The 19065-nt window shown below is 65.5% G+C and carries 20 protein-coding genes; 5 read left to right on the forward strand and 15 right to left on the reverse strand.

Going from position 1 to position 19065, the window contains the following annotated elements:
* Together OSH05_RS23320 and OSH05_RS23325 are read left to right on the forward strand one after the other, a co-directional pair.
* On the forward strand, nucleotides 1–1086 hold the full coding sequence (locus tag OSH05_RS23320) for an NAD(P)-dependent oxidoreductase (RefSeq protein WP_104220492.1): 1086 nt from the start codon (nucleotides 1–3) through the stop codon (nucleotides 1084–1086).
* Nucleotides 1087–1099: 13 nt separating this feature from the next.
* Nucleotides 1100–1885, forward strand: coding sequence for an HpcH/HpaI aldolase family protein (locus OSH05_RS23325; RefSeq protein ID WP_104220491.1), 786 nt, complete (start codon nucleotides 1100–1102; stop codon nucleotides 1883–1885).
* Nucleotides 1886–1892: 7 nt separating this feature from the next.
* On the opposite strand, the gene OSH05_RS23330 is transcribed toward OSH05_RS23325, so the two are convergent.
* Nucleotides 1893–2681 carry an SDR family oxidoreductase gene (locus tag OSH05_RS23330; RefSeq protein ID WP_104220490.1) on the reverse strand — a complete coding sequence of 263 codons (789 nt, stop codon included), beginning with the start codon at nucleotides 2679–2681 and terminating at the stop codon, nucleotides 1893–1895.
* Nucleotides 2682–2760: 79 nt separating this feature from the next.
* Nucleotides 2761–2883 (reverse strand): hypothetical protein, encoded by a 123-nt coding sequence (locus OSH05_RS23335; protein ID WP_266353004.1) that lies wholly within the window; start codon nucleotides 2881–2883, stop codon nucleotides 2761–2763.
* A gap of 306 nt (nucleotides 2884–3189) precedes the next feature.
* On the opposite strand from OSH05_RS23335, the gene OSH05_RS23340 reads away from it, so the two are divergent.
* Nucleotides 3190–3570, forward strand: a complete 381-nt coding sequence (locus tag OSH05_RS23340) for an SHOCT domain-containing protein (protein WP_104220489.1) — start codon at nucleotides 3190–3192, stop codon at nucleotides 3568–3570.
* 60 nt (nucleotides 3571–3630) lie between these two features.
* On the opposite strand, the gene glpD is transcribed toward OSH05_RS23340, so the two are convergent.
* From glpD to OSH05_RS23405, 13 genes are all read right to left on the reverse strand, one after another.
* Nucleotides 3631–5148, reverse strand: a complete 1518-nt coding sequence (gene glpD, locus OSH05_RS23345) for a glycerol-3-phosphate dehydrogenase (protein WP_104220488.1) — start codon at nucleotides 5146–5148, stop codon at nucleotides 3631–3633.
* A 97-nt stretch (nucleotides 5149–5245) separates the two neighbouring features.
* Nucleotides 5246–6010, reverse strand: coding sequence for a DeoR/GlpR family DNA-binding transcription regulator (locus tag OSH05_RS23350; RefSeq protein WP_104220487.1), 765 nt, complete (start codon nucleotides 6008–6010; stop codon nucleotides 5246–5248).
* Between the two features lie 74 nt (nucleotides 6011–6084).
* Nucleotides 6085–6870, reverse strand: coding sequence for a sugar isomerase domain-containing protein (locus OSH05_RS23355; RefSeq protein WP_104220486.1), 786 nt, complete (start codon nucleotides 6868–6870; stop codon nucleotides 6085–6087).
* 40 nt (nucleotides 6871–6910) lie between these two features.
* The gene (locus tag OSH05_RS23360) at nucleotides 6911–7654 is read right to left on the reverse strand and encodes a GntR family transcriptional regulator (protein ID WP_104220485.1); all 744 of its coding nucleotides are present in this window, start codon (nucleotides 7652–7654) and stop codon (nucleotides 6911–6913) included.
* On the reverse strand, nucleotides 7651–8553 hold the full coding sequence (locus OSH05_RS23365) for an ROK family protein (protein ID WP_104220484.1): 903 nt from the start codon (nucleotides 8551–8553) through the stop codon (nucleotides 7651–7653). Before OSH05_RS23365 ends, OSH05_RS23360 begins: the two co-directional genes overlap by 4 nt.
* A complete protein-coding gene (locus OSH05_RS23370) occupies nucleotides 8550–9305 on the reverse strand; it encodes a PIG-L deacetylase family protein (protein WP_104220483.1) in 756 nt (251 codons plus the stop codon). The genes OSH05_RS23365 and OSH05_RS23370 overlap by 4 nt, the downstream gene beginning before the upstream one ends.
* Nucleotides 9302–10141, reverse strand: a complete 840-nt coding sequence (locus tag OSH05_RS23375) for a carbohydrate ABC transporter permease (RefSeq protein WP_104220482.1) — start codon at nucleotides 10139–10141, stop codon at nucleotides 9302–9304. The genes OSH05_RS23370 and OSH05_RS23375 overlap by 4 nt, the downstream gene beginning before the upstream one ends.
* A complete protein-coding gene (locus tag OSH05_RS23380) occupies nucleotides 10138–11019 on the reverse strand; it encodes a carbohydrate ABC transporter permease (RefSeq protein ID WP_266353007.1) in 882 nt (293 codons plus the stop codon). Before OSH05_RS23380 ends, OSH05_RS23375 begins: the two co-directional genes overlap by 4 nt.
* A gap of 153 nt (nucleotides 11020–11172) precedes the next feature.
* Entirely contained in the window at nucleotides 11173–12423 is a 1251-nt protein-coding gene (locus OSH05_RS23385; protein ID WP_104220480.1) for an extracellular solute-binding protein, read from the reverse strand.
* Nucleotides 12424–12536: 113 nt separating this feature from the next.
* Nucleotides 12537–13400: a carbohydrate ABC transporter permease gene (locus OSH05_RS23390; RefSeq protein WP_104220479.1), complete on the reverse strand. Its 864-nt coding sequence runs from the start codon at nucleotides 13398–13400 to the stop codon at nucleotides 12537–12539.
* On the reverse strand, nucleotides 13400–14299 hold the full coding sequence (locus OSH05_RS23395; RefSeq protein ID WP_104220478.1) for a carbohydrate ABC transporter permease: 900 nt from the start codon (nucleotides 14297–14299) through the stop codon (nucleotides 13400–13402). Before OSH05_RS23395 ends, OSH05_RS23390 begins: the two co-directional genes overlap by 1 nt.
* A 463-nt stretch (nucleotides 14300–14762) precedes the next feature.
* Nucleotides 14763–16058: an ABC transporter substrate-binding protein gene (locus OSH05_RS23400; RefSeq protein WP_104220477.1), complete on the reverse strand. Its 1296-nt coding sequence runs from the start codon at nucleotides 16056–16058 to the stop codon at nucleotides 14763–14765.
* A gap of 371 nt (nucleotides 16059–16429) precedes the next feature.
* Nucleotides 16430–17332, reverse strand: a complete 903-nt coding sequence (locus OSH05_RS23405; RefSeq protein ID WP_104220476.1) for a hypothetical protein — start codon at nucleotides 17330–17332, stop codon at nucleotides 16430–16432.
* Between the two features lie 254 nt (nucleotides 17333–17586).
* Between OSH05_RS23405 and OSH05_RS23410 the strand changes: the two genes are divergently transcribed.
* Nucleotides 17587–17877 (forward strand): hypothetical protein, encoded by a 291-nt coding sequence (locus OSH05_RS23410; protein ID WP_104220475.1) that lies wholly within the window; start codon nucleotides 17587–17589, stop codon nucleotides 17875–17877.
* Nucleotides 17878–17900: 23 nt separating this feature from the next.
* The gene (locus OSH05_RS23415; protein WP_133163141.1) at nucleotides 17901–19055 is read left to right on the forward strand and encodes a glycosyltransferase; all 1155 of its coding nucleotides are present in this window, start codon (nucleotides 17901–17903) and stop codon (nucleotides 19053–19055) included.
* Nucleotides 19056–19065 lie beyond the last annotated feature (10 nt).

The following is a 19065-nucleotide window of genomic DNA, read 5'->3' on the forward strand; positions in this document are numbered from 1 at the left end:
ATGACGGATTTCCAGCTTCTCTATACGGGCGACTATCTCGGCGCCGATGGCAGCCTCGCCATTCCCGACATCGCGCTCGATCTCTACGCGCCGCATACCGCGATCCGCGTCGATTTCCTGCGCAGCCAGTCGCCGCGCCCGGGCGACGCGACCTACCAGGAACGTCTCTATTCGCTGGAACTGACGGCCGACGACATCGCGGAGGCCGACGCCGTCGTGATCTTCCGCCCCTGGGTCAAGGCATCGACCTTCGAGCGGGGCGCGGAACGGCTGACCGTGATCGGCCGCGCCGGCGCCGGTTATGACAAGCTCGACCTCGCCGCCTGCACGGCGAACGATGTCGCTGTGTTCAATGCGCCGGACACGCTGACCCACGCCACGGCCTCGTCCGCGTTCATCTTGATGCTGGCGCTCGCCAAGCGCTTGCCTGAGCAGCAGGCGATGGTGCGGGACGGCCGTTGGGATCTGCAGCCCGCCACCATGGGACTCGACCTGCCGGGCAAGACACTCGGCATTGTCGGCCTTGGCGCGTCGGGCCGCGAACTCGCTCGCCTCGCCGCACCGTGGGGCATGCGGATCCTCGCCTTCTCGCCGCGCGCATCCGCCGAGGAAGCGGCGCGCCTCGGCGTCACACTCGTCGCCTCCATCGACGAAATCTTCCGCGAAGCGGACTTCGTGAGCCTGCACAACCGGCTCGACGCCTCGACGAGGGGCTCGATCGGCGCCCGCCATCTGCGGCTGATGAAGCCGACTGCGTATTTCATCAATGTCGCGCGAGGCGAGATCGTCGACCAGGCGGCCTTGGTCGCGGCATTGCACGAGCGCTGGTTTGCCGGCGCCGGCCTCGACGTCTACGAGCACGAGCCGCTGCCGAAGGACGATCCCTTGAACGGCCTGGATAACGTCATCCTCACGCCACACTGGCTGCCCTCGACGCGCGACGCGGCTCGCCTCACCATGAGCGAAATGGCAGAGGGCATGATCCGGGCCTCGCAGGGGCTCGTTCCCCGCAACATCGTCAACCCGGCCGTGCTCGAAAGAACCGGCTTCCAGGCGAAGCTCGCCCGCTTCTCTTCGCCCTCCTGAGACTGGGAACACCATGATCCGCACGAACCGATTGAAGGCGAAACTGAAGTCCGGCGAGAAGGCCCTCGGTATCTGGCTCCAGAGCGCCGATCCGACCTTTGCCGAGATCTCGGCGCTGATCGGCTTCGATGCCTTCATCATGGACCAGGAGCACGGCCCCGGCGGCGTGCAAGCGGCGATCGACATGGCGCGGGCCGCCGCGGTCACCGACACGACGTCGATCGTGCGCGTTCCCTCGTCCGACCCGATCTATCTGCGCCGCATCCTCGATGCCGGTATCGAGGGGGTGCTGGTGCCGATGGTGGAAAGTGCGGAACAGGCGAAGAGCATCGCCGATGCCTGCCGGTTCCCGCCGCTGGGAAAACGCGGCAATGCCTGGGACATCACCCGCGCGGCCGGCTATGGCGTGGCGCGGGACTATATGAAGCGCGTGCATGACGAGACGCTCGTCATCGTCCAGTTGGAAACGGTCGAGGGTATCAAGAATGCCCGCGCCATCGCCGATGTCGATGGCATCGACGTGATCTTCATCGGGCCGACCGACCTCGCGGGAAGCGCCGGCGTCGGCGGCGACACCGGACATCCGACTGTCGAAGCGCTGATCGCCGAGGCAGTAGCAGCCGTGCGCCCCACGGGCAAGCCGCTTGCCACCGTCCCCCGCCGTGGCAAGACATGGCAGCAGGCCTTCGACGACGGCTTCGCCTTCGTCGCCGCCGGCAGCGAGATCCACTATTTCCGCCTCGCCGCCGAAGCGCAGTTCAAGGACTGGCTGAGCTATAGCGGCAAGGAAGGGAAGTGACGCGTCCCTATACCGACCGGGTCGCGCCGCCGTCGCAGCGGATCGCGGTGCCGGTGATGTAGCTCGCCGGCGCGCTGACGAGGAAGGCGGCCATGGCGGCGAATTCCTCGACGGTGCCGTAGCGGCCGAGCGGGATAGACGCACGCGCGGCCTCGCCGATTGCCTCGACGCTCTTGCCGGAACGTTCGGCATTGGCGCGGTCGATTTCGCCGATGCGCTCCGTCAGGATGCGGCCGGGAAGCAGCATGTTCACCGTCACGCCGCTGGCGCCAATTTCGGTCGAGAGCGTCTTCGACCAGCCGACCAGCGCCGAGCGCAGCGAATTGGAGATGCCGAGGCCAGCGATCGGCTCGATGACGCTGGTCGAGGCGAGCGTCAGCACGCGGCCCCATTGGCGCTCCATCATCGGCGGCAGCAGCGCGCCGGTGAGCAGGATGACGCGGCGGACCATCGTCTCGAACTGGCTCGCCCAGACATCCCCGGTGACGGCCGTGATTGGGCCGGGCGGTGGACCGCCGGTATTGTTGACGAGGATATCGACCCCGCCGAGCCGGGCAACGCTCTCGCGGGCCAGGACCTCGACAGCGTCCGGCGCGGCGAAATCGAGCGGCAAGGCGATGGCCCGGCCCGGTCCCGAGGCGGAGAGCTGGTCAGCGGCGGCCTGCAGCCTTTCGGCGTTGCGGCCGGTGATGACGACCTCGCAGCCTTCGCCGACCAGTGCCGCCGCGACGCCGAGGCCGAGACCGCGCGACGAGGCAAGCACCAGCGCCCGCTTGCCCTTGATGCCAAGATCCATCGAATGCTCCTTCCCGAAAGGCCGAGTGCCGTGGGCACCCCGCCGAACCTTGCGGCCGGGCGCGAAGTCCGGCGGCTGACTACTGAAGGGAATAGAACGCCGCCGCCGGCTCGCCAAGCCCGGCCGGACCCGTCGTCGGTGCGCAGCCCCCCAGCGCGGCACCATCCAATAGAAGCGCCAGCATGCCTGCTTGCTTGACCATTCCGAGACCTTTCCTAGAAATCGCCCGATCCCGGGCGGGGCGTTAGCATGTCGAACGAAATGGGAAACCTGCATCCCCGCGATCAAGTAGAAATTGGGATGATAAGCACAGACGTGAGACACAGAAATTCTTGGAAAATCGAAAAAATTCCACGTCGTCAGGCGCGACATTCTCGCGCCGTGTCTTCGGACCCCACATGGACGATAGCAAACGCTCCAGTCTTGCTATATGACCCGGCCCCCGAGGGGGAGACGATCCGCGTTGCGGATGGGGGCTCGCCCTATATCGGATAAGGAGCGACCTGCCATGCTTTTTGAGGGCGGCTTTACATTCAGCAATTTCCTGGCGGACGCGTTCGCCATTTTCATGTTCATCCTGTGGTTCTGGCTGCTCGTCACCGTGATCGGCGATCTGTTTCGCCGTCACGATGTCTCGGGCTTCGGCAAGGTCCTCTGGGTGATCCTGCTCGTCGTGCTGCCCTATATCGGCATCTTCGCCTATCTGCTCTCGCAGGGTCGCGGCATGGCCGAGCGCAATCAGGCCCGGGCGACGCATGCGCGGGAAGAACTGCGCCAGATCGTCGGCTTCAGCGCCGCCGACGAGATCGAGAAGCTCGACCGCCTGAAGGCAGCCGGCTCGGTCTCGGCTGAGGAATATAGCCGCCTGCGCGCCAAGGTCGTGCAGTAGGCGCGCCGCCGTCCTGACATGGCGACAATGCCGGGTGGCCCAAGGGCCCTCCGGCCGACCCTACGCCGCCTCGCGCGACGGGCACTCGCTGAGGAATGTGGCCAGGTCTTCCGCCTCCTCCGCCGACAAGCGCAGGCCGAGCTTGGTGCGCCGCCAGAGTATGTCCTTGGCGCTTACCGCCCATTCCTCGGCGATCAGATAGCGAACTTCGGCCTCATAGAGGCCGTGGCCGAAATGCCGTCCAAGATCGGCCAGCGACGTGGCGCCGCCGAGAAGCGTCGCCGCACGCATGCCATAGAGGCGGAAGAGCCGCCTGGCATGCAACGGATCCAGAAACGAATAGCGTGCCCGAATATCGTCAACGCGCGCGTTGAAACTCTCCGGCTCGAATTCGCCGCCCGGCAGATGGCTCGCGGCTGTCCATGACGGACCGCGCTTGCCGAGCCGTGCCTCGATCTCCGCCAGCATCGATTCGGCGAGTCGGCGGTAGGTTGTGATCTTGCCGCCGAAGACGTTCAGCAGCGCCGGTTCGCCCTCCGGCCCATCGGCGCGCAGAACATAGTCTCGCGTCGCCTCCTGCGCCTTCGAGGCGCCGTCGTCATAAAGAGGCCGGACGCCGGAATAGGTCCAGACGATATCGGCGCGCGTCACGGGAACCGCGAAATATTCGCTGGCCGCCGCGCAGAGATAATCGGCTTCCGCGTCGCTGATGCGCACATCATGCGGATCACCGGGGAAATCGCGGTCGGTCGTGCCGATCAGCGTGAAGTCATCCTGATACGGAATGGCGAAGATGATCCGGCCGTCGCGGTTCTGGAAGAAATAGGCGCGCGGATCGTCGAACTTCTTCGGCACGACGATGTGGCTGCCCTGGACGAGACGGACATTATGAACGCCCGTTTCTCCCAGCGTATCGCCGAGGATGTGATCGACCCAGGGTCCGGCGGCATTGACGACAAGGCGAGCACTGACGCTCTCGCGGGCTCCCGTGCGCTGGTCTTCGATCGTCAATGTCCAAAGGCCGGCCTCGCGCCGCGCGGCGACGACTTTGGTGCGCGTGCGGATGATCGCACCGCGCTCGGCGGCGTCGCGCGCGTTGAGCACCACGAGGCGGGCGTCGTCGACCCATCCATCGGAATACTCAAAGGCAGTCGAAAATTGCGGCTTCAGCGGCTTGCCGGCCGGATCGCGCCGCATGTCGATCGTCCGCGTCGCCGGCAGTTTCTTGCGCCCGCCAATATGATCATAGAGGAATAGGCCGAGCCGGATCAGCCAGGCCGGACGGATGCCCTTCATATAGGGCAGAACGAAGCGCATCGGATGGATGATGTGCGGCGCCATCGCCCACAACACCTCGCGCTCCATCAGCGCCTCGCGTACGAGGCGGAATTCGTAGAATTCGAGATAGCGCAGCCCGCCATGGATTAATTTCGTCGATGACGACGACGTGCCGCTGGCGAGATCGTCCATCTCGGCGAGATACACGGAAAAGCCGCGCCCGACAGCGTCGCGGGCAATGCCGCAGCCATTGATGCCGCCGCCGATGACAAAGATGTCGTGGATCGCGCCGTCCGTCATGGAACCCTCCCGCGCCGACCCGGCCGCGTTTTGAAACCATCGCCGATATAATACGAACTAAAACGAACTTCAAACGAAACTCAACGCAAGCGCGATATCAGGCTAGCGCCTCGACCAGCCGGATGGCGTGCTCCGCGCAGATCCGCCGGATCCCGGCTTTGTCGCATCGGTCGGTGACGAAGGATTGTACCTGGGAAAGATGCGCGATGCGGACCGGCGCGGTGCGCTCGAACTTGCTGGCATCGGCAACGAGGATGACGTGTCTCGCATTGGCGAGGATCGCCTGCGCCACCTTCACCTCGCGCAGATCGAAATCGAGCAGCGCCCCGTCCTCGTCGATCGCGGAGACGCCGATGACGGCGAAATCGACCTTGAACTGACGGATGAAATCGACCGCCGCTTCGCCGACGATACCGCCATCCGAAGGGCGGACAACCCCGCCGGCAATGATCACCTCGAAGCCGGGCTGGGTGCGCAGGCGATTGGCGACATTGATGTTGTTGGTGATGACCATCAGGCCGGAGCGCGGCGCGAGCGCGGCGCTCACCGCCTCGGTCGTCGTGCCTATATTGATGAAGAGCGAGGCGCCATCGGGAATGAGGCTGGCCGCGGCACGGCCGATCGCCTCCTTGGCGCCGGCGGCGATGTTGCGCCGTGCCTCATATTCGAGGTTCTCGATCCCGGAGGTCAGCGCGGCGCCGCCATGAACGCGCACCAGCAGCCGCGCGTCGCAAAGCACGTTCAGATCCTTGCGGATCGTCTGCGGCGAGACGGAGAATTCGGCCGCGAGTTCTTCGACCAGCACCCGCCCGCTCGCCTTCGCACGGGCAAGGATCTCGGACTGGCGCTCGGACGTGAACATGAAGACCCTTGGTCGCTTTCGTTTCGCGGCAAACCTAGCCGGAAACGAAAGCGAACGAAAGGCGTTCCGTGGCCTTAGCCGGCCATCGTCTGCTTGAAGGTGTCGAGGTGCTTCTTCTGCGCCTCGAGCATGCGCTCGCGATAGACGCCATAGATGATGTCGGTGTCCTGCAGCGTCACGCCTTCGATGGTCGGCGAGGCGAAGACGGGCAGCTCGACACCCTTCCTGGCGAGCTGGTCGGCGGTGCGAGCGATCAGCTCATGCGTCAGGATCATGGCGAGCACGGTCGACGAGCCCGAGACAGGACGGCTCCAGCCCTCGATCGGCACGATCGCATCCTCGACCGGCGAGCCGGTGTCGATGACGAGATCGGCGGCGTCCTTGAGGCGCTTGCCCGAGGAGTGCTTGGCCGGCTTGTCATTCGCCTTCGAGGTGACGGCAACGACGAAGAGTCCGCGCTTCTTGGCGTAGAGCGCCGTCTCGATGCCGGCCGAATTCGTGCCGGAATGGCTGTAGATCAGGATGCAATCGCCGGGGTTCAGCGGCTGATGATCGAGGAACTTGTCGATGTAGTTCTCGGTCCGCTCCAGCCAGAGCAATTCGCGAACGCCGCCGGCGCCGAGCACGTTGTGCCACATGACGCGCGGATCGGTGAGCGGGTTCAGACCGACGAACGAACCATAGCGCGGAAAGGCTTCCTGGATCGGCAACACGGAATGGCCGGAGCCGAAGAGATGAACCAAGCCGCCGGCAGCCAGCGTCCGCGAGAAGCGCTTGGCCGCCTCGTCGAGGGCGGCGCCGTTATTGGCTCCCGCCTTCTCGATGAGGGCGATCAGCCTGTGCAGGTAGAAATCGGACATTGTCGTCTCCTTGGGTGGTCAGTTTCTTGAGGGGTGGATTTCAGGCGCGCAGCACAGAGCGGATCTCGTAGCGATCGCCGCGCATGATGGAGAAGGTCGATTCGAAGGGGCCGCGCGCATCGACGGCGACGCGCTCGACGATGAAGGCGGGACTGCCGGCCGGGACGCCAAGCAGCGCCGCGTCCTCCGCGCCGGCCGGCCCGACGCGGTAGGTCTCCGTCGCCTCGACCGGCTTGATGCCGTAGAGACGGGCGAGACGCTGATAGAGCGAGCCTTCCGAGAGGTCTTCCTTGTCGAGGCCGGGGACGCGGTCGAGCCGCAGATGCGCCGACTGCACGCCGATCGGATCGCCATTGCCGAGGCGAAGGCGGCGGATGCGCAGCACGGCATCGCCCTCTTCGATGCCGAGCGCCGCCGCGACCGCCGCATTGGCGGACACGATCTCCTGCGACAGGAGCTTCGAGCCCACGGCAAGGCCGATAGCCGCCATTTCCGCGGTGAAGGAGGTAAGGCCGCGCGGGCCGGCGACGACGCTGGCATTGCGCACGAAGGTGCCGCGGCCATGCTCGCGGCGCAGCAGATCTAGGGCCTCAAGATTGCGAAGAGCATGGCGGATGGTGATGCGCGAGACGCCGAGCCAGTCGCACAGGCGATCCTCCGCCGGGATCTGCGTGCCGGGCGGCCATTCACCGGCCTCGATGCGCTCACGGATCGCCTGTTCGGCCTGGTGCCATAGCGGCTCGGGCCTGTTGCGATCGATCGTGAGGAGCGGGTCCTTGGTCATTCCTTCCTCCTCCACCAATCCTGGCCCCGACCGGCGGCGACAGCCGCGCCGACGAGTCCGGCGCGGGGCCCGAAGACCCCGGCGCGCAGTTCTATGGCGCGCAGATGCGGCGGCAACTGCCGCCGCAGCGCTTCGAGCACGGGCGGTCCCAGCACGTCCAGCGCATCGGAGACGCCGCCGGCGATCAGGATCGCCTCTGGATCGAGCAGCGCCACCGCACCGGCGAGCGCCGTGCCAAGCGCGGTGCCGACCTGGCCGATCGCCGCCAAAGCCGCCGCCTCGCCCGATCGAGCCGCCTCGATCAGCGCCGCGCCGTCTTCAAGGCCGATCCCGCGGCCAAGCCTGTCCAGCGCGCGTCCGGCCGCCTGGCGTTCCAGCCATCCGGATCGGTCCTCGCCGGGATCGCCGACATCGGCGCTGGCCCAGCCAAAGGAGCAGGCCCCGCCATGGGCACCGCGCAGGATCCGCCCCCCGGAAAGAACCGCCGAGCCGATGCCCGTACCAATAGCAAGCAGCAGCGCATCATCGAGGCCAACGGCCGCCCCACAGTCGGATTCGGCGACGAGCGCCATCTGCGCGTCATTGCCGGCGGCCAGCGGAACCCCGGCCGGCGCCAGCACCGCAGCAAGATCGACACCGTCGAGGAAGGGAAGATTGGGAACCCAGCGCGCCACAGTGCCCTCGACGAGGCCTGGGATGGTGATGCCGATCCCGACAGGTCGCGTGTCAGCGAAACAGCTGTCGAGCAGGTTCCGCACCTGATCGGCGAGCACGCCGAGGCTCGTAGGCGCCGGCCAGCGGCCGACATTCTCCAACGCCGCCGGATCGCCGATCGGCGCAAAGGCGGCCCGAAGGCTGGTGCCGCCGAGATCGAGCGCAAGAACGGAGGCTGCGGTCATTCGTGGCCCCCGCAGCCGCAGCCCGATGCCCGCCGCGGCCCGTTGAACAGTCCGCCGCCAGCGTTGAATGAATGCGACGTCGTGGCGAAGGCCTGCGCGTAGGTCGTGCCGTTCAGGCAGCCGCGCAGGCGGTAGAGCGACGAATAATAGTCGACATAGGGGAAGGAGGACAGGCCCCGGGCGAGCTCATATTCGACGATCGCCTCGCGCCAAGTATCGAAACCCTCCGAAACATCCACAAGATGCGCCGGCGCGAAGCCCTCGTCGTCCTCCCAGTTCTCGCCGAACAGCAACAGTGAGGGACTGAAGGCTGGGTGCTCGCGCTGCAACGTCGGCAGCGCTGCATAGAGCACCGCCGTCTTGGTCGCATTCGCCGCCGCGCGATGATCCTTATGCCAGCTGCCCTGCCAATGGGTGACGATCGTATCGGGCCGGACGTCGCGGATCACGTCGGCGATCTTCAGCGCAACCTCGTCATCGTCGGGCAGGAAGGCATCGGGATAACCGAGATCACGCCACTCGATCCCAAGCCGCGCGGCGAAGCGACCGGCCTCGACGCGCTTCTGCTGCGCATAGGCAGCGGGAGCGAGCGAGGTATGGCCCTGCTCGCCCATGGTCAGGTGCAGGAAGGTGACGGCAACGCCACGTTTCGCCGCCTGCGCCGCGAGCGGGCCGGCGATCACCTCCGCGTCGAAGGCGTGAGCGCCGACGACCAGCATCGCCTTGCCCGAATAGATACGCTCGTCGATCATTTCAGCCCTCCCGTCGCCCCGACGCCTTCGCGAATCTGGCGCGCGAGCAGGAGATACATCACCAAGACCGGCATCATCGAGATGGCGAGCGAGGCGAAGACCATGCCCCAGTCGGTGCGGAACTGGCCGATGAAGGTGGTGATGGCGAGCGGCACGGTCTTGTAGTCGTCGTCGAAGATGAAGATCAGCGGGAAGAAGAAATCGTTCCACACCGCGATCGCCGTGAAAATCGCGACGATGGCGATCGCCGGCCGGATCGTTGGCAGGATGATCGAGACGAGGATGCGCCCCTCCCCGGCCCCGTCGAGCCGCGCCGCTTCCTCCAGCTCGCGCGGCAGCACGCGCATGAAATTGGCGAGGATGAAGACGGCGAAAGGAATACGGATGGCGCTGTAGACGAAAACGAGCCCGAGGCGGCTGTCGAGCAGGTCCAGCGACTTCATCAGCGTGAAGAGCTCGACCGAGGCGAGGCGGATCGGCAGCATGACGCCGGCTAGAAAGAAGGCGAGCACCGGCGAGGACCAGCCGAGCTGGTAGCGGCTCAAGGGAAACGCCGCCATTGCCGAGACGACGAGCGTCAGGACCACGGCGCCGCCCGTCACGGCGAAGGAATTGACCATGTAACGGGCGAATTGCGCCTTGGTCCAGGCATTGACGAAGTTGTCCAGCGTCCACGAGGTCGGCAGGCCGAACTTGTCGCCATAGATTTCCGCCGTCGACTTGAAGCAGGAGACGACCAGAATATAGAGCGGCAGTGCAACGACGAGCATCCAAAGCGCGAGCACGACCCAGCCCGGCAACCGCTTCACATGATAGGCGATGTCGAGATTGGTCATGTCAGCCTCACCGTCCGCCGCTCGAAAAAGCGCAGCAGCGCGATGGTCACGATCGTGAGCAGCAGGAACAGCAGTGTGCCGAGCGCCAGCGCCAGGCCGATATCGGTGATGCCGACCGCGCCCTCGGCCCCGAAGGCGAGGCGGTAGAAATAGGTCACCAGCGTATCGGTCGAGAAGTTCGGGTTGCCCTGCACGCCCTGCATTACATAGACGAGGTCGAACTGGTTGAAGGTATTGATGAAGGTCAGCGTCGTCAGCGACGAGATCGACGGAATGAGCTGCGGCAGCGCGATCGACCACAGCACCCGTCCTGCCCCGGCCCCGTCGAGCCGCGCGGCCTCGAACACTTCGGGCTGGATCTGCCGGAGGCCCGCCGTGAAGATCAGCACCGGAAGCCCCATCCAGTTCCAGGCATCAACCGCGATCAGCACCCAGAGCGCCCAGGTTGAATCGCCGAGAATGGTCAGTCGCCCATCGAGAAGACCGAGCTTGTGCAGCAGCGCCTCGACGACACCGTCCGGCGTCAGCAGCAGCCGCCAGAGCGCGCCGACAATGACGGGCGACAGGACGGCGGGAAAGAAAAAGGCCGATTGCAGGAACGCCGTGCCGCGTCCGCGCAGGAACAGCAGGTAGGCAAAGACGAGGCCGAGCCCGTTCTGCAGCACCATGATGCCGGCGAACCAGAAGACATTGTGTGCAAAGGCTCCAGACAGCTTCGGCCAGCTCGGATCGACGAAGAGGCGCGCGAAATTATCGAGCCCGACGAAGCCCCGCATCCGGAGTCCCTTCCACTCGAAGAACGAGCCCCACAATGATGTCGCGAGCGGATAGACGACGAAGAGGCAGTAGATTGCGAGCGCCGGCAGGACGAAAAGCACCGCCGCGCGGTGCTTCGACCATTCGATGCGTTCTCGCCTGAGGCGAATTGCCGGAATTCTCGCCTCCTTCGGGCTGATCTTCTGTTCCTCGCCTCACCTCAGGGTGAAGGCAGAGCACGGGCAGGGGCGGATCGCTCCGCCCCTGCCCCCTCCTCACATCTTCGGCTTGAACCAGGTCGACACGCCCGCATCCATGTCGGCGGCGAGCTTGTCGGGAGCGATCTTGCCTTCGATCACATCGATGATCTGGGCCTGCAGAATCGAGGAGGCCGTCGGCGTCTGCCAGCGGAAGCCGACAAGCGTCAGATAGGGCGTCGGGTTGGCCTGCATGTCGATCATCGCCTTCAGCACCGGATCATTCGCCGTGGCACCCGAGCGGGCCGGCGGCCAGCCGAGATTGTCGGCGAAGAGCTGCGCGAATTCTGCCGAAGCGATGAATTGCAGCACCTTCGTCGCGTCTTCCTTGTGCTCGCTGTCGGAGACGAGGCCATAGGAGCCGTCGGAGAAGGTCGAGACCGGCACCGCGCCCTCAGCCTTGTCGGCCGGGAACGGGAAGATCGAGAACTTCAGGTTCGGGTTCTGCGCCTTGAACGAGCCGTTTTCCCAGGCGCCGCCGAAGAACATCGCCGCCTTGCCGGAGATAAACTGCTGCGTCGCGGTCGTATAATCGACGCCAGCGAAGCCGTCGGAATAATACGGCGCCAGTGCCTTCACCCGCTCCAGCGCCTGGACGTAGCGCGCATCGGTGAACTTCGCCTTGCCGCTCATCATCTCGTCATAGAAGCCGGCGCCATAGACGGTTGGGCCGACGACGCCGACGCTGATCTCCAGCGCCCAGGCCGAGCCATTGGCACCGCCCGCCGCGATCGGCAGCACGCCCGCCGCCTTGAGCTTGTCGCAGGCGGCCACGAACTCGTCATAGGTCTTCGGAACGGCGATGCCATTCTTCTCGAAGATCTCGGTATTGTAGAAGACACCCATCACCGGGGTCGAATAGGGCACGCCATAGAGCTTGCCGTCGGCGACGCCCCGCGAGCCGCCGAGTGCTGCTTCGCCGAATTCCTTCAACTGGGGCACGCTCTCGTCGAGCGCATCCAGATAGCCGCCATCGACCAGCGGCTGAAGCTCGCCATAGGCCTTCAACTGCGCGATATCCGGCCCCTTGCCGCCGCGCAGCGCCGTCGACAGGCGGTTCTGATAGTCCGCATCCGGGGTGAATTGCAGCTTGACGGTGATATCGGGGTTCTTGGCCGTGAAGGCGGTGAAGATCTTTTCCATCGCCGCCTGATCCTCGGTACGCCAACTCCAGAGAGTCACCTCCCCGGCGGTAGCGGTCAGCGCACTGGCGGCCAGCGCCAGGGCGCCGATGGCAGCGGTCTTCCAGCGAAGTCGAACATTGAGCATCGTTAGGTCCCTCTGTTGACGTACTTATATCGTTATAACGTCCTAACCACTTTATTCGGTCAGGAGCCCGGCGCAAGAGGTTTGCGGGCCCGGACGAACGGAATCTCACGCCGTCATTGCCCGCCCATGCCCGAGGCGGTGACGGTGCGCACGAAGAAGCGCTGCAGGAAGACGAACAGGATCAGCGGCGGCAGTACCGCCAGCGTCGCGCCGGCCATGACGAGGTTGGTGTTGATCGCCGAGCGGTTATAGGAGAGCAGCCGCGAGAGGCTGATCACGATCGGATACTCGCTGGAATTGCCCTGCAGCACGGTGAGCGGCCACAGATAGCTGTTCCAGTGATAGACGAACGCGAACAGCGCCAGCGCCGCGAGCGCGGGCGCGACGGCCGGCGCCACGATCGTGAACACGATCCGCATCTCCGACGCGCCGTCGAGCCGCGCCGCTTCCAGCAGTTCATCCGGCACGCCCGCCACGAACTGGCGCATCAGGAAGATGCCGAACGCATTGGCGAGATTGGGCAATATGACACCGGCAAGGCTTGCCGAGAGCCCGATCGAACCGATCATGCGATAGAGCGGGATCAGCGTCACGATCGGCGGCAGGAACATGGTCGCGATGGTGATGGCGAACAGCGCATCGCGGCCGCGGAAGCGATATTTGGAGAAGGCGTAGCCGGCCATCAGCGAGGTGATCAGGATGCCGGTCGTCGTCACGCCCGCGATGATCGCCGAATTGACGAAGGAGCGGCCGGCATTGATCAGGTCGGTCACCTTTTCATAGGCGTCGAGCGAGGGCGTCGCAGGGATCCAGACCGGCGGCGTCTGCATCGCCTCGGCCGGCGTCTTGAGGCTCGACAGCACCATCCAGGCGAGCGGGAAGGCCGCGGCGACCGCGATCGCGATCATAAGGACATAGAGCAGCGCGCGGCCGAGCGGAGCGCCCTCGCCCGGGGCATAGATATCGCGCGCGGCCATTACTTCGCCCCCCGGCCAGTCGGCTCGGACCGCGCGAAGGCGAAGACCGCCGTCACCGTGATCACGAGCGCGAGGAGCAGCGTCACCGACATGGCCGAGCCGAGCCCGCCCTGCGCCCGTTCGATGCCGACGCGGCGGATATGATAGGTGAGCACGTTGGTCGACCCGACCGGCCCCCCCTGCGTGATCAGCGCCACCGGCTCGAACACCTGCACCGCATTGATCAGCGCGATAACGGCGGAGAAGAGCAGCGTGCGTTTCAGGAGGGGCAGCGTGATGAAGCCGAAGAGGCTGAAACCCTTCGCGCCGTCGATCCGCGCCGCGTCATAGACCGATTGCGGGATCTGCGTCAGGCCGGCGATGACAAGAACCGTAAAATAGCCGACCTGCTGCCAGACATTCAGAAACACGATCGAGACGAGCGCGGTATCGGGCGAGGAAAGCCAGGGCTGCGGCCCGATCCCGACAAGGCCGAGTATCTGGTTGATCGGCCCCTCGCTCGGCGAATAGAGCTTGGAAAACACCAGCGCCACCGCGATCATCGGCACCATATAGGTCGCGAACAGGACGGTTCGCAGCACCTCGGCGCCCTTCAGCCGCGCCTGATGCACCAGCAGGCCGAAGGCGACCGACAGCGGCAGCAGCAGCGCGATCGACAGCGCCGAATAGAGAGCCGTATTGACGAGCGCGCCCTTGAAGTCACGCCCGACTGAGGATGACGAGAAGATCTCGGCAAAATTATCGAGCCCGATGAAGCTCGCCGTCGCGAACGGCGTCTGCGTCGACCATTTCGTGAACGAAAGGCCGATCGTCAGCGCGATCGGCACGAGGACGAAGACCGCAATCGGCCCGAGGCTCGGCACGAGCATGGCGAGGGTCGATTTGCGGAAGGGGTTCATAAGGCGCGATAGGCTTTCGTTCTCTGCGGCGAGGTCTGTCAGGAGCCCGCCCTTCCTTCTCCTCCCCCGTTGTGGGGGAGGCCGGGAGGGGGGGCCTCTCCGCCTGGGCAATCGTCGACAACAGCGCTCTACGCCCGGCAGCCCCCTCTCCGGCTCTCCCCCACAAGGGGGGAGAGGGAAGATCGGAGCGTGTCATCGGCCGCTGTTGCCACCACCCCTGTCATGGCCGGGCTTGACCCGGCAATCCAGACTGGCGGCGTCCCAAGAGACTGGATGCCCGGGTCAAACCCGAGGATGACGGCATTCTTTAGAGAGGCATCAGCGCCCCCTTCTCCCTCTCCCGCCTGCGGGAGAGGGTTGGGGTGAGGGCCTTTCCTCCAACCGTTCCGGGGCACCAGGTCAAGCAAGACCCTCACCCCGGCCCTCTCCCGCTGGCGCGGGCGAGGGAGAAGGAAGAAAGCCCCTACTTCGCCGCCTTTTCCAGGATCGCCGTGGCATCCGCCTGCGCCGCCTTCTGCGCCTCGGCGGCCGTCTCCTTGCCGAACTGGATCGCTTCCAGATGGCCCTGCAGAGATTCCGTGAATTCCTGGCCGCCGAGCACGGTCGGGAACGGATGCGCCTCGTTCAGCACGCTGACATAACCGGCGAGGAACGGCGTCTTCAGCCGCTCGGCAAAGGCCGTGACGTCGGAGGTCCGCGACGGCAGGATGCCCATGGACTGGAGCAGATCGCCCATGCCGGAGGCGCCGTTCGCGCCGGAGGTCGGGCCGTTGAACCAGGCGAGGAAATCCCACGCCGCCTTCTTCTCCGCGTCCGAGGCGCCTTCCGAGACGACGGTCAGCCAGGAATAGGAGATCGAATGCGGTCCGTCGCCCTTGGGGCCGACCGGGATCGGCGCCGTGGCGATATCGGCGAATCTGTCGCCCATGCCGGCCTTCAGCGCCGATTCCCACCAGTTCGCCATGATGATCATGCCGGTCTTGCCGGAGACGAAATTGTCGAGGAACGGCCCGGTCGTATTGGCATCGGCCGTGCCCATGGTGGCAACCGTCGCGCCGGACTGGATCAGCTTCTCATAGAGGCCGAAGGTCTCGCCCGCGCTCTCGCTATCGAGGGCCGGCTTGCCGTCCACGACGAGCGAACCGCCATTCGACGCCAGAAGCGAGGCGAAGGGGTGCACGACGCCCGCCGCCCAGGAATTGATCATGCCGAAGCCCTGCTGGCCCTTGTCCTTGTTGGTCAGCTTCTCGGCCGCGCTGAAGAAATCGTCCCAGGTCTTCGGCGCTTCCTTGATGCCGGCTTCCTCGAACAGCTTCTTGTTGTAGTTGAGCGCGTAGACATCGATCTCGTTCGGATAGCCATAGACCGTGCCGCCGGCGCTGGCGGCCGTCGCGACGCCCTTCGGCCAGTTGGTGGTGACGTCCGAGGCGTTCGCCTCCGGCGCGGCGTCGACCAGCTTGTCGCGCACCAGTTCCGGCAGCCAGAGATCATAGATGCCGGCGATCGTCGGCCCGCCGGCCTGGCCGGCCTGCGAACGCAAGGTGGTCAGAAGGTCGCCGAAGGGAACGGCGCGCACCTCGACCTTCACGCCCGGATGATCCTTGGCATAGGTCGCCGCCGCCGCCTCGAGCTTCGCCACCGTCTCCGGCGGCCAATGCGTCAGGAACGAAACCGTGACATCCTCGGCAAAAGCCACACCCGCCGACAAAGCCGCCAGCGCGACCCCGACAAACGCCCCTGCGAAAGGTCTGATGCTCATGAAGTCCCTCTTTCCCTGACACCAACGCCCCATTCCGGACGCGCGGCTCTTTATGACGTAAGGACGTTATAATGAGTTTGGGGGTGGGGCAAGGGGCGTTGGGGAGAGTTCAACCGGATGGGTTCGGACGGAGATGGAGAACCGGTCCCATCGTGGAACCGACGGCGCCAGGGAGCCACCAGACTCGCTGCGGAGATCCGCCAATCCTCCCGGCGTCAGTGGGGACGATGCGTCTGGTTTGCGCCGATTGCGGTCATTGGCGGAGTGGCCCGGGACTGGCTGCGGAGCCACGACGGGAGGGTGGAACAGTCAGGTCAGGGGCTATCGCGGCTCGCGAGTTGGCTGGGAGAGCGTCTCCTCTTGCCGACAGGTCATGAGGCTTGCTCCAGCCGCGCCGCTCGCTCGGTCGCCACATAGACCAGATCGTGGATATACATGCCGGCCGCCAATCCCCGATCATAGCTCAACCAATGGCGGGGCAGGATTTCGATGTTGCGGCCGCCGCGCCCATGAAGCCTGACCAGATCGGCTGCCTCGGCGGCGGCCAGCAGATCGCGCACATGGGTGCGCGAGACGCCCAGGCGCTCTCCGATGTCGGCATAGGGCACGGTGGCGTTCGGATAGCCCGGTGCCGCCATCGCGGCGCGAAGAAGCGCCGCCTGCAGCACGGCGCCGGCGGCGTGATTGAAGAAGAGCATCGTGTCCGGCAGTGACAGCAGGAGCGAGGCGCCGAGCGGCAGGAAGGAAATGCTGAGCCGGCGATATTGGGCGTGAAACAGCCGGTCGTGTTGCATAATCGGCCGATAATCATGGTCGGGATAGAGCGTGGCCAGCGGCGCGACATGAGCGGCGAGCCAATCGCTGTCATGCTGTCTGAGTTTTTCAGTCGGTTTCAGGATGCGCACGCGCCGATCCCGATCCGCCGGCCGATGCTCCATGAAGCCGGTCGAACATAGCCGCGCGATCAGGCCATCGATATGGCGATCGCTGGCGAGGCCGAACAAGGCCATTTCCTGCTTGAGGCGTTTGGTCGTCAGCCAGGTTTCACGCCGCGTCGGATCGGCGCTGGCGTCGAGCATGCCGGCGATATGATAGACGAGGAATCGGCCCGACTCGATGAGAAGCCGCACCGTGAACGGGTCGCCGTCGTAAAGCGCAAGAAATCGGTCGAGATGAATGGCGCGTGCCTCGGCCAGGCGCGGATGGCTGAGGATGTCCTCATAGGCGAGGCGCGGTGGCCCCCCGGCAAGGCGTTCGATGTCGGCTTGCTGCAACCGCGCCCCCTGGACCCCATCTGCGCCGCTTGAGCTTATGGGCGCCGACCAATAGGCGCAATGTTTTCCGACCGTTCTTCTGCCCGATCGCTATCGTGTGGCTGTGGCCCTTGCCGCGCGGGCGGCGGGTTCACGGCACAGCGCTCATCATCTTGGCAGACAGTGTGGAGGCGATGACCTCGCACGCAAAGTCGCCTGCGCGTTTGCGGGATGAATGACCGCGTCTGCAACAGATGACATAAAGGGAAAAGCCGATGCGAATGATGCTGCAAGCCCATATCGAGGCGATCCAAGGAACCGAGGTACTGAAGTCAGGTAGACTCCAAACAACCATCCAAGCATTCGGCGAGAAGTTCAGACCCGAGGCGACCTATTTTCTGAACAGCAAGGGGATGCGTAGTTGCCTCTTCGTCTTCGACATGATGGGCCTGGATCAGATGCCGGAGGTCACCGAGCCGTTCTTCCAGCTGGGCTGCGAGGTGATGCTGGGGCCGTGCATGACGGCGCAGGATCTGCAGGCGGGCCTGGCGGCCTCTGGGCTGTAGGCCCGCACGAGAGAGGCTTTGCCGTGATATCCGCAAGCGCCATTTCGCGTAGTACATCCACTCGCCCGCTGCGCGTCCTGATGGCGCTCTGGAACGGCGGCGGCAACGTGCCGCCGCAGCGCGCTTTGGCCCGCCAACTGCGGCGTGCCGGCCATGACGTTCATGTGCTGACCCATGATAGTCTCGCCGAGGGCTTCGCCGGGGATGGCTGCGTTTTTCATGGCCTGGCGACAGCACCGCAATGGGATTCGGGCGCGCCTTGCGGTCCCGACGACGAAATCGCCTTCATCGCGCAACATGTCTCCGGCTCGGCGGCCTTCGCAGCGGATTTCCTCGCCAAGCACGACGAGATCCGCCCGGACGTCTGCGTGATCGATGCCATGCTGATCACCACGCTCGACGCTGCGATGGAGCGCGGGCTGCGATGGGTCGCCCTCAATCATATCGCCTGGAGCCCCGAGGGGCGCGCGCAGAGCTTCATGAGCTCGATCGCGGCCGGCTTGCCGGCGCGTGGCGGAAACGGCACCTTCATGGGCCTGCTCGAGGCGGCGCCGCTGACGCTTGTGGCCAGCTATGCCGAGTTCGGCACCGCCGCCGCCGCGCCCCACATCCAGTTCGTCGGGCCGATCCGGGAGCCCGCCGAGGGCGCCCCATGGCCACGCCGGTTCCCGGAGCGTCCCTTCGTTATGGTCAGCCTCAGCACCAGTTTTCAGCATCAGTACGGGACCTTGCGCAGCATCTGCGAGGCGCTGGCGCCGCTGCCGCTCGACGTTCTCGTGACCACGGGCCGCGGCCTCGCGCCCGAGCAGCTCGATGTGTCGGGTGCCGTCGAGGCGCGGGCGTTCGTGCCGCATGACGGCGTCATGCCCCATGTAGACCTGGTCGTCACCCATGCCGGGCTCGGAACCCTGATGCAGGCTGCGGGCGCGGGCGTGCCGTGCCTTTGCCTTCCCAATGGTCGGGATCAGGACGACAATGCCGCGCGCACCACGGCGCTTGGGCTCGGTCGCGCCCTGCCGCCGGATGCCGCGCCCGTCGAGATTGGCGCCGCCGTGATGAGCATGCTCGACGATGAGGCCCTGCGCACGGCCTGCCGAGGATTTGCCGCGCGCGTCGACCGCTTCGGCACGCTGGCGCGTGCCGCCACGCTCGTGGAGGCGTGCGCCGCCCAGGTTTGAAGAGACGTCT

Source organism: Kaistia algarum, assembly GCF_026343945.1.
Classification (GTDB): domain Bacteria; phylum Pseudomonadota; class Alphaproteobacteria; order Rhizobiales; family Kaistiaceae; genus Kaistia; species Kaistia algarum.

What these genes read in the sequence shown, in the direction of transcription:
- OSH05_RS23320 (WP_104220492.1), top strand. Translation starts at nt 1, where the DNA reads ATGACGGATTTCCAGCTTCTCTATACGGGCGACTATCTCGGCGCCGAT.
- OSH05_RS23325 (WP_104220491.1), top strand. Translation starts at nt 1,100, where the DNA reads ATGATCCGCACGAACCGATTGAAGGCGAAACTGAAGTCCGGCGAGAAG.
- OSH05_RS23330 (WP_104220490.1), bottom strand. Translation starts at nt 2,681, where the DNA reads ATGGATCTTGGCATCAAGGGCAAGCGGGCGCTGGTGCTTGCCTCGTCG.
- OSH05_RS23335 (WP_266353004.1), bottom strand. Translation starts at nt 2,883, where the DNA reads ATGGTCAAGCAAGCAGGCATGCTGGCGCTTCTATTGGATGGTGCCGCG.
- OSH05_RS23340 (WP_104220489.1), top strand. Translation starts at nt 3,190, where the DNA reads ATGCTTTTTGAGGGCGGCTTTACATTCAGCAATTTCCTGGCGGACGCG.
- glpD (WP_104220488.1), bottom strand. Translation starts at nt 5,148, where the DNA reads ATGACGGACGGCGCGATCCACGACATCTTTGTCATCGGCGGCGGCATC.
- OSH05_RS23350 (WP_104220487.1), bottom strand. Translation starts at nt 6,010, where the DNA reads ATGTTCACGTCCGAGCGCCAGTCCGAGATCCTTGCCCGTGCGAAGGCG.
- OSH05_RS23355 (WP_104220486.1), bottom strand. Translation starts at nt 6,870, where the DNA reads ATGTCCGATTTCTACCTGCACAGGCTGATCGCCCTCATCGAGAAGGCG.
- OSH05_RS23360 (WP_104220485.1), bottom strand. Translation starts at nt 7,654, where the DNA reads ATGACCAAGGACCCGCTCCTCACGATCGATCGCAACAGGCCCGAGCCG.
- OSH05_RS23365 (WP_104220484.1), bottom strand. Translation starts at nt 8,553, where the DNA reads ATGACCGCAGCCTCCGTTCTTGCGCTCGATCTCGGCGGCACCAGCCTT.
- OSH05_RS23370 (WP_104220483.1), bottom strand. Translation starts at nt 9,305, where the DNA reads ATGATCGACGAGCGTATCTATTCGGGCAAGGCGATGCTGGTCGTCGGC.
- OSH05_RS23375 (WP_104220482.1), bottom strand. Translation starts at nt 10,141, where the DNA reads ATGACCAATCTCGACATCGCCTATCATGTGAAGCGGTTGCCGGGCTGG.
- OSH05_RS23385 (WP_104220480.1), bottom strand. Translation starts at nt 12,423, where the DNA reads ATGCTCAATGTTCGACTTCGCTGGAAGACCGCTGCCATCGGCGCCCTG.
- OSH05_RS23390 (WP_104220479.1), bottom strand. Translation starts at nt 13,400, where the DNA reads ATGGCCGCGCGCGATATCTATGCCCCGGGCGAGGGCGCTCCGCTCGGC.
- OSH05_RS23395 (WP_104220478.1), bottom strand. Translation starts at nt 14,299, where the DNA reads ATGAACCCCTTCCGCAAATCGACCCTCGCCATGCTCGTGCCGAGCCTC.
- OSH05_RS23400 (WP_104220477.1), bottom strand. Translation starts at nt 16,058, where the DNA reads ATGAGCATCAGACCTTTCGCAGGGGCGTTTGTCGGGGTCGCGCTGGCG.
- OSH05_RS23410 (WP_104220475.1), top strand. Translation starts at nt 17,587, where the DNA reads ATGCGAATGATGCTGCAAGCCCATATCGAGGCGATCCAAGGAACCGAG.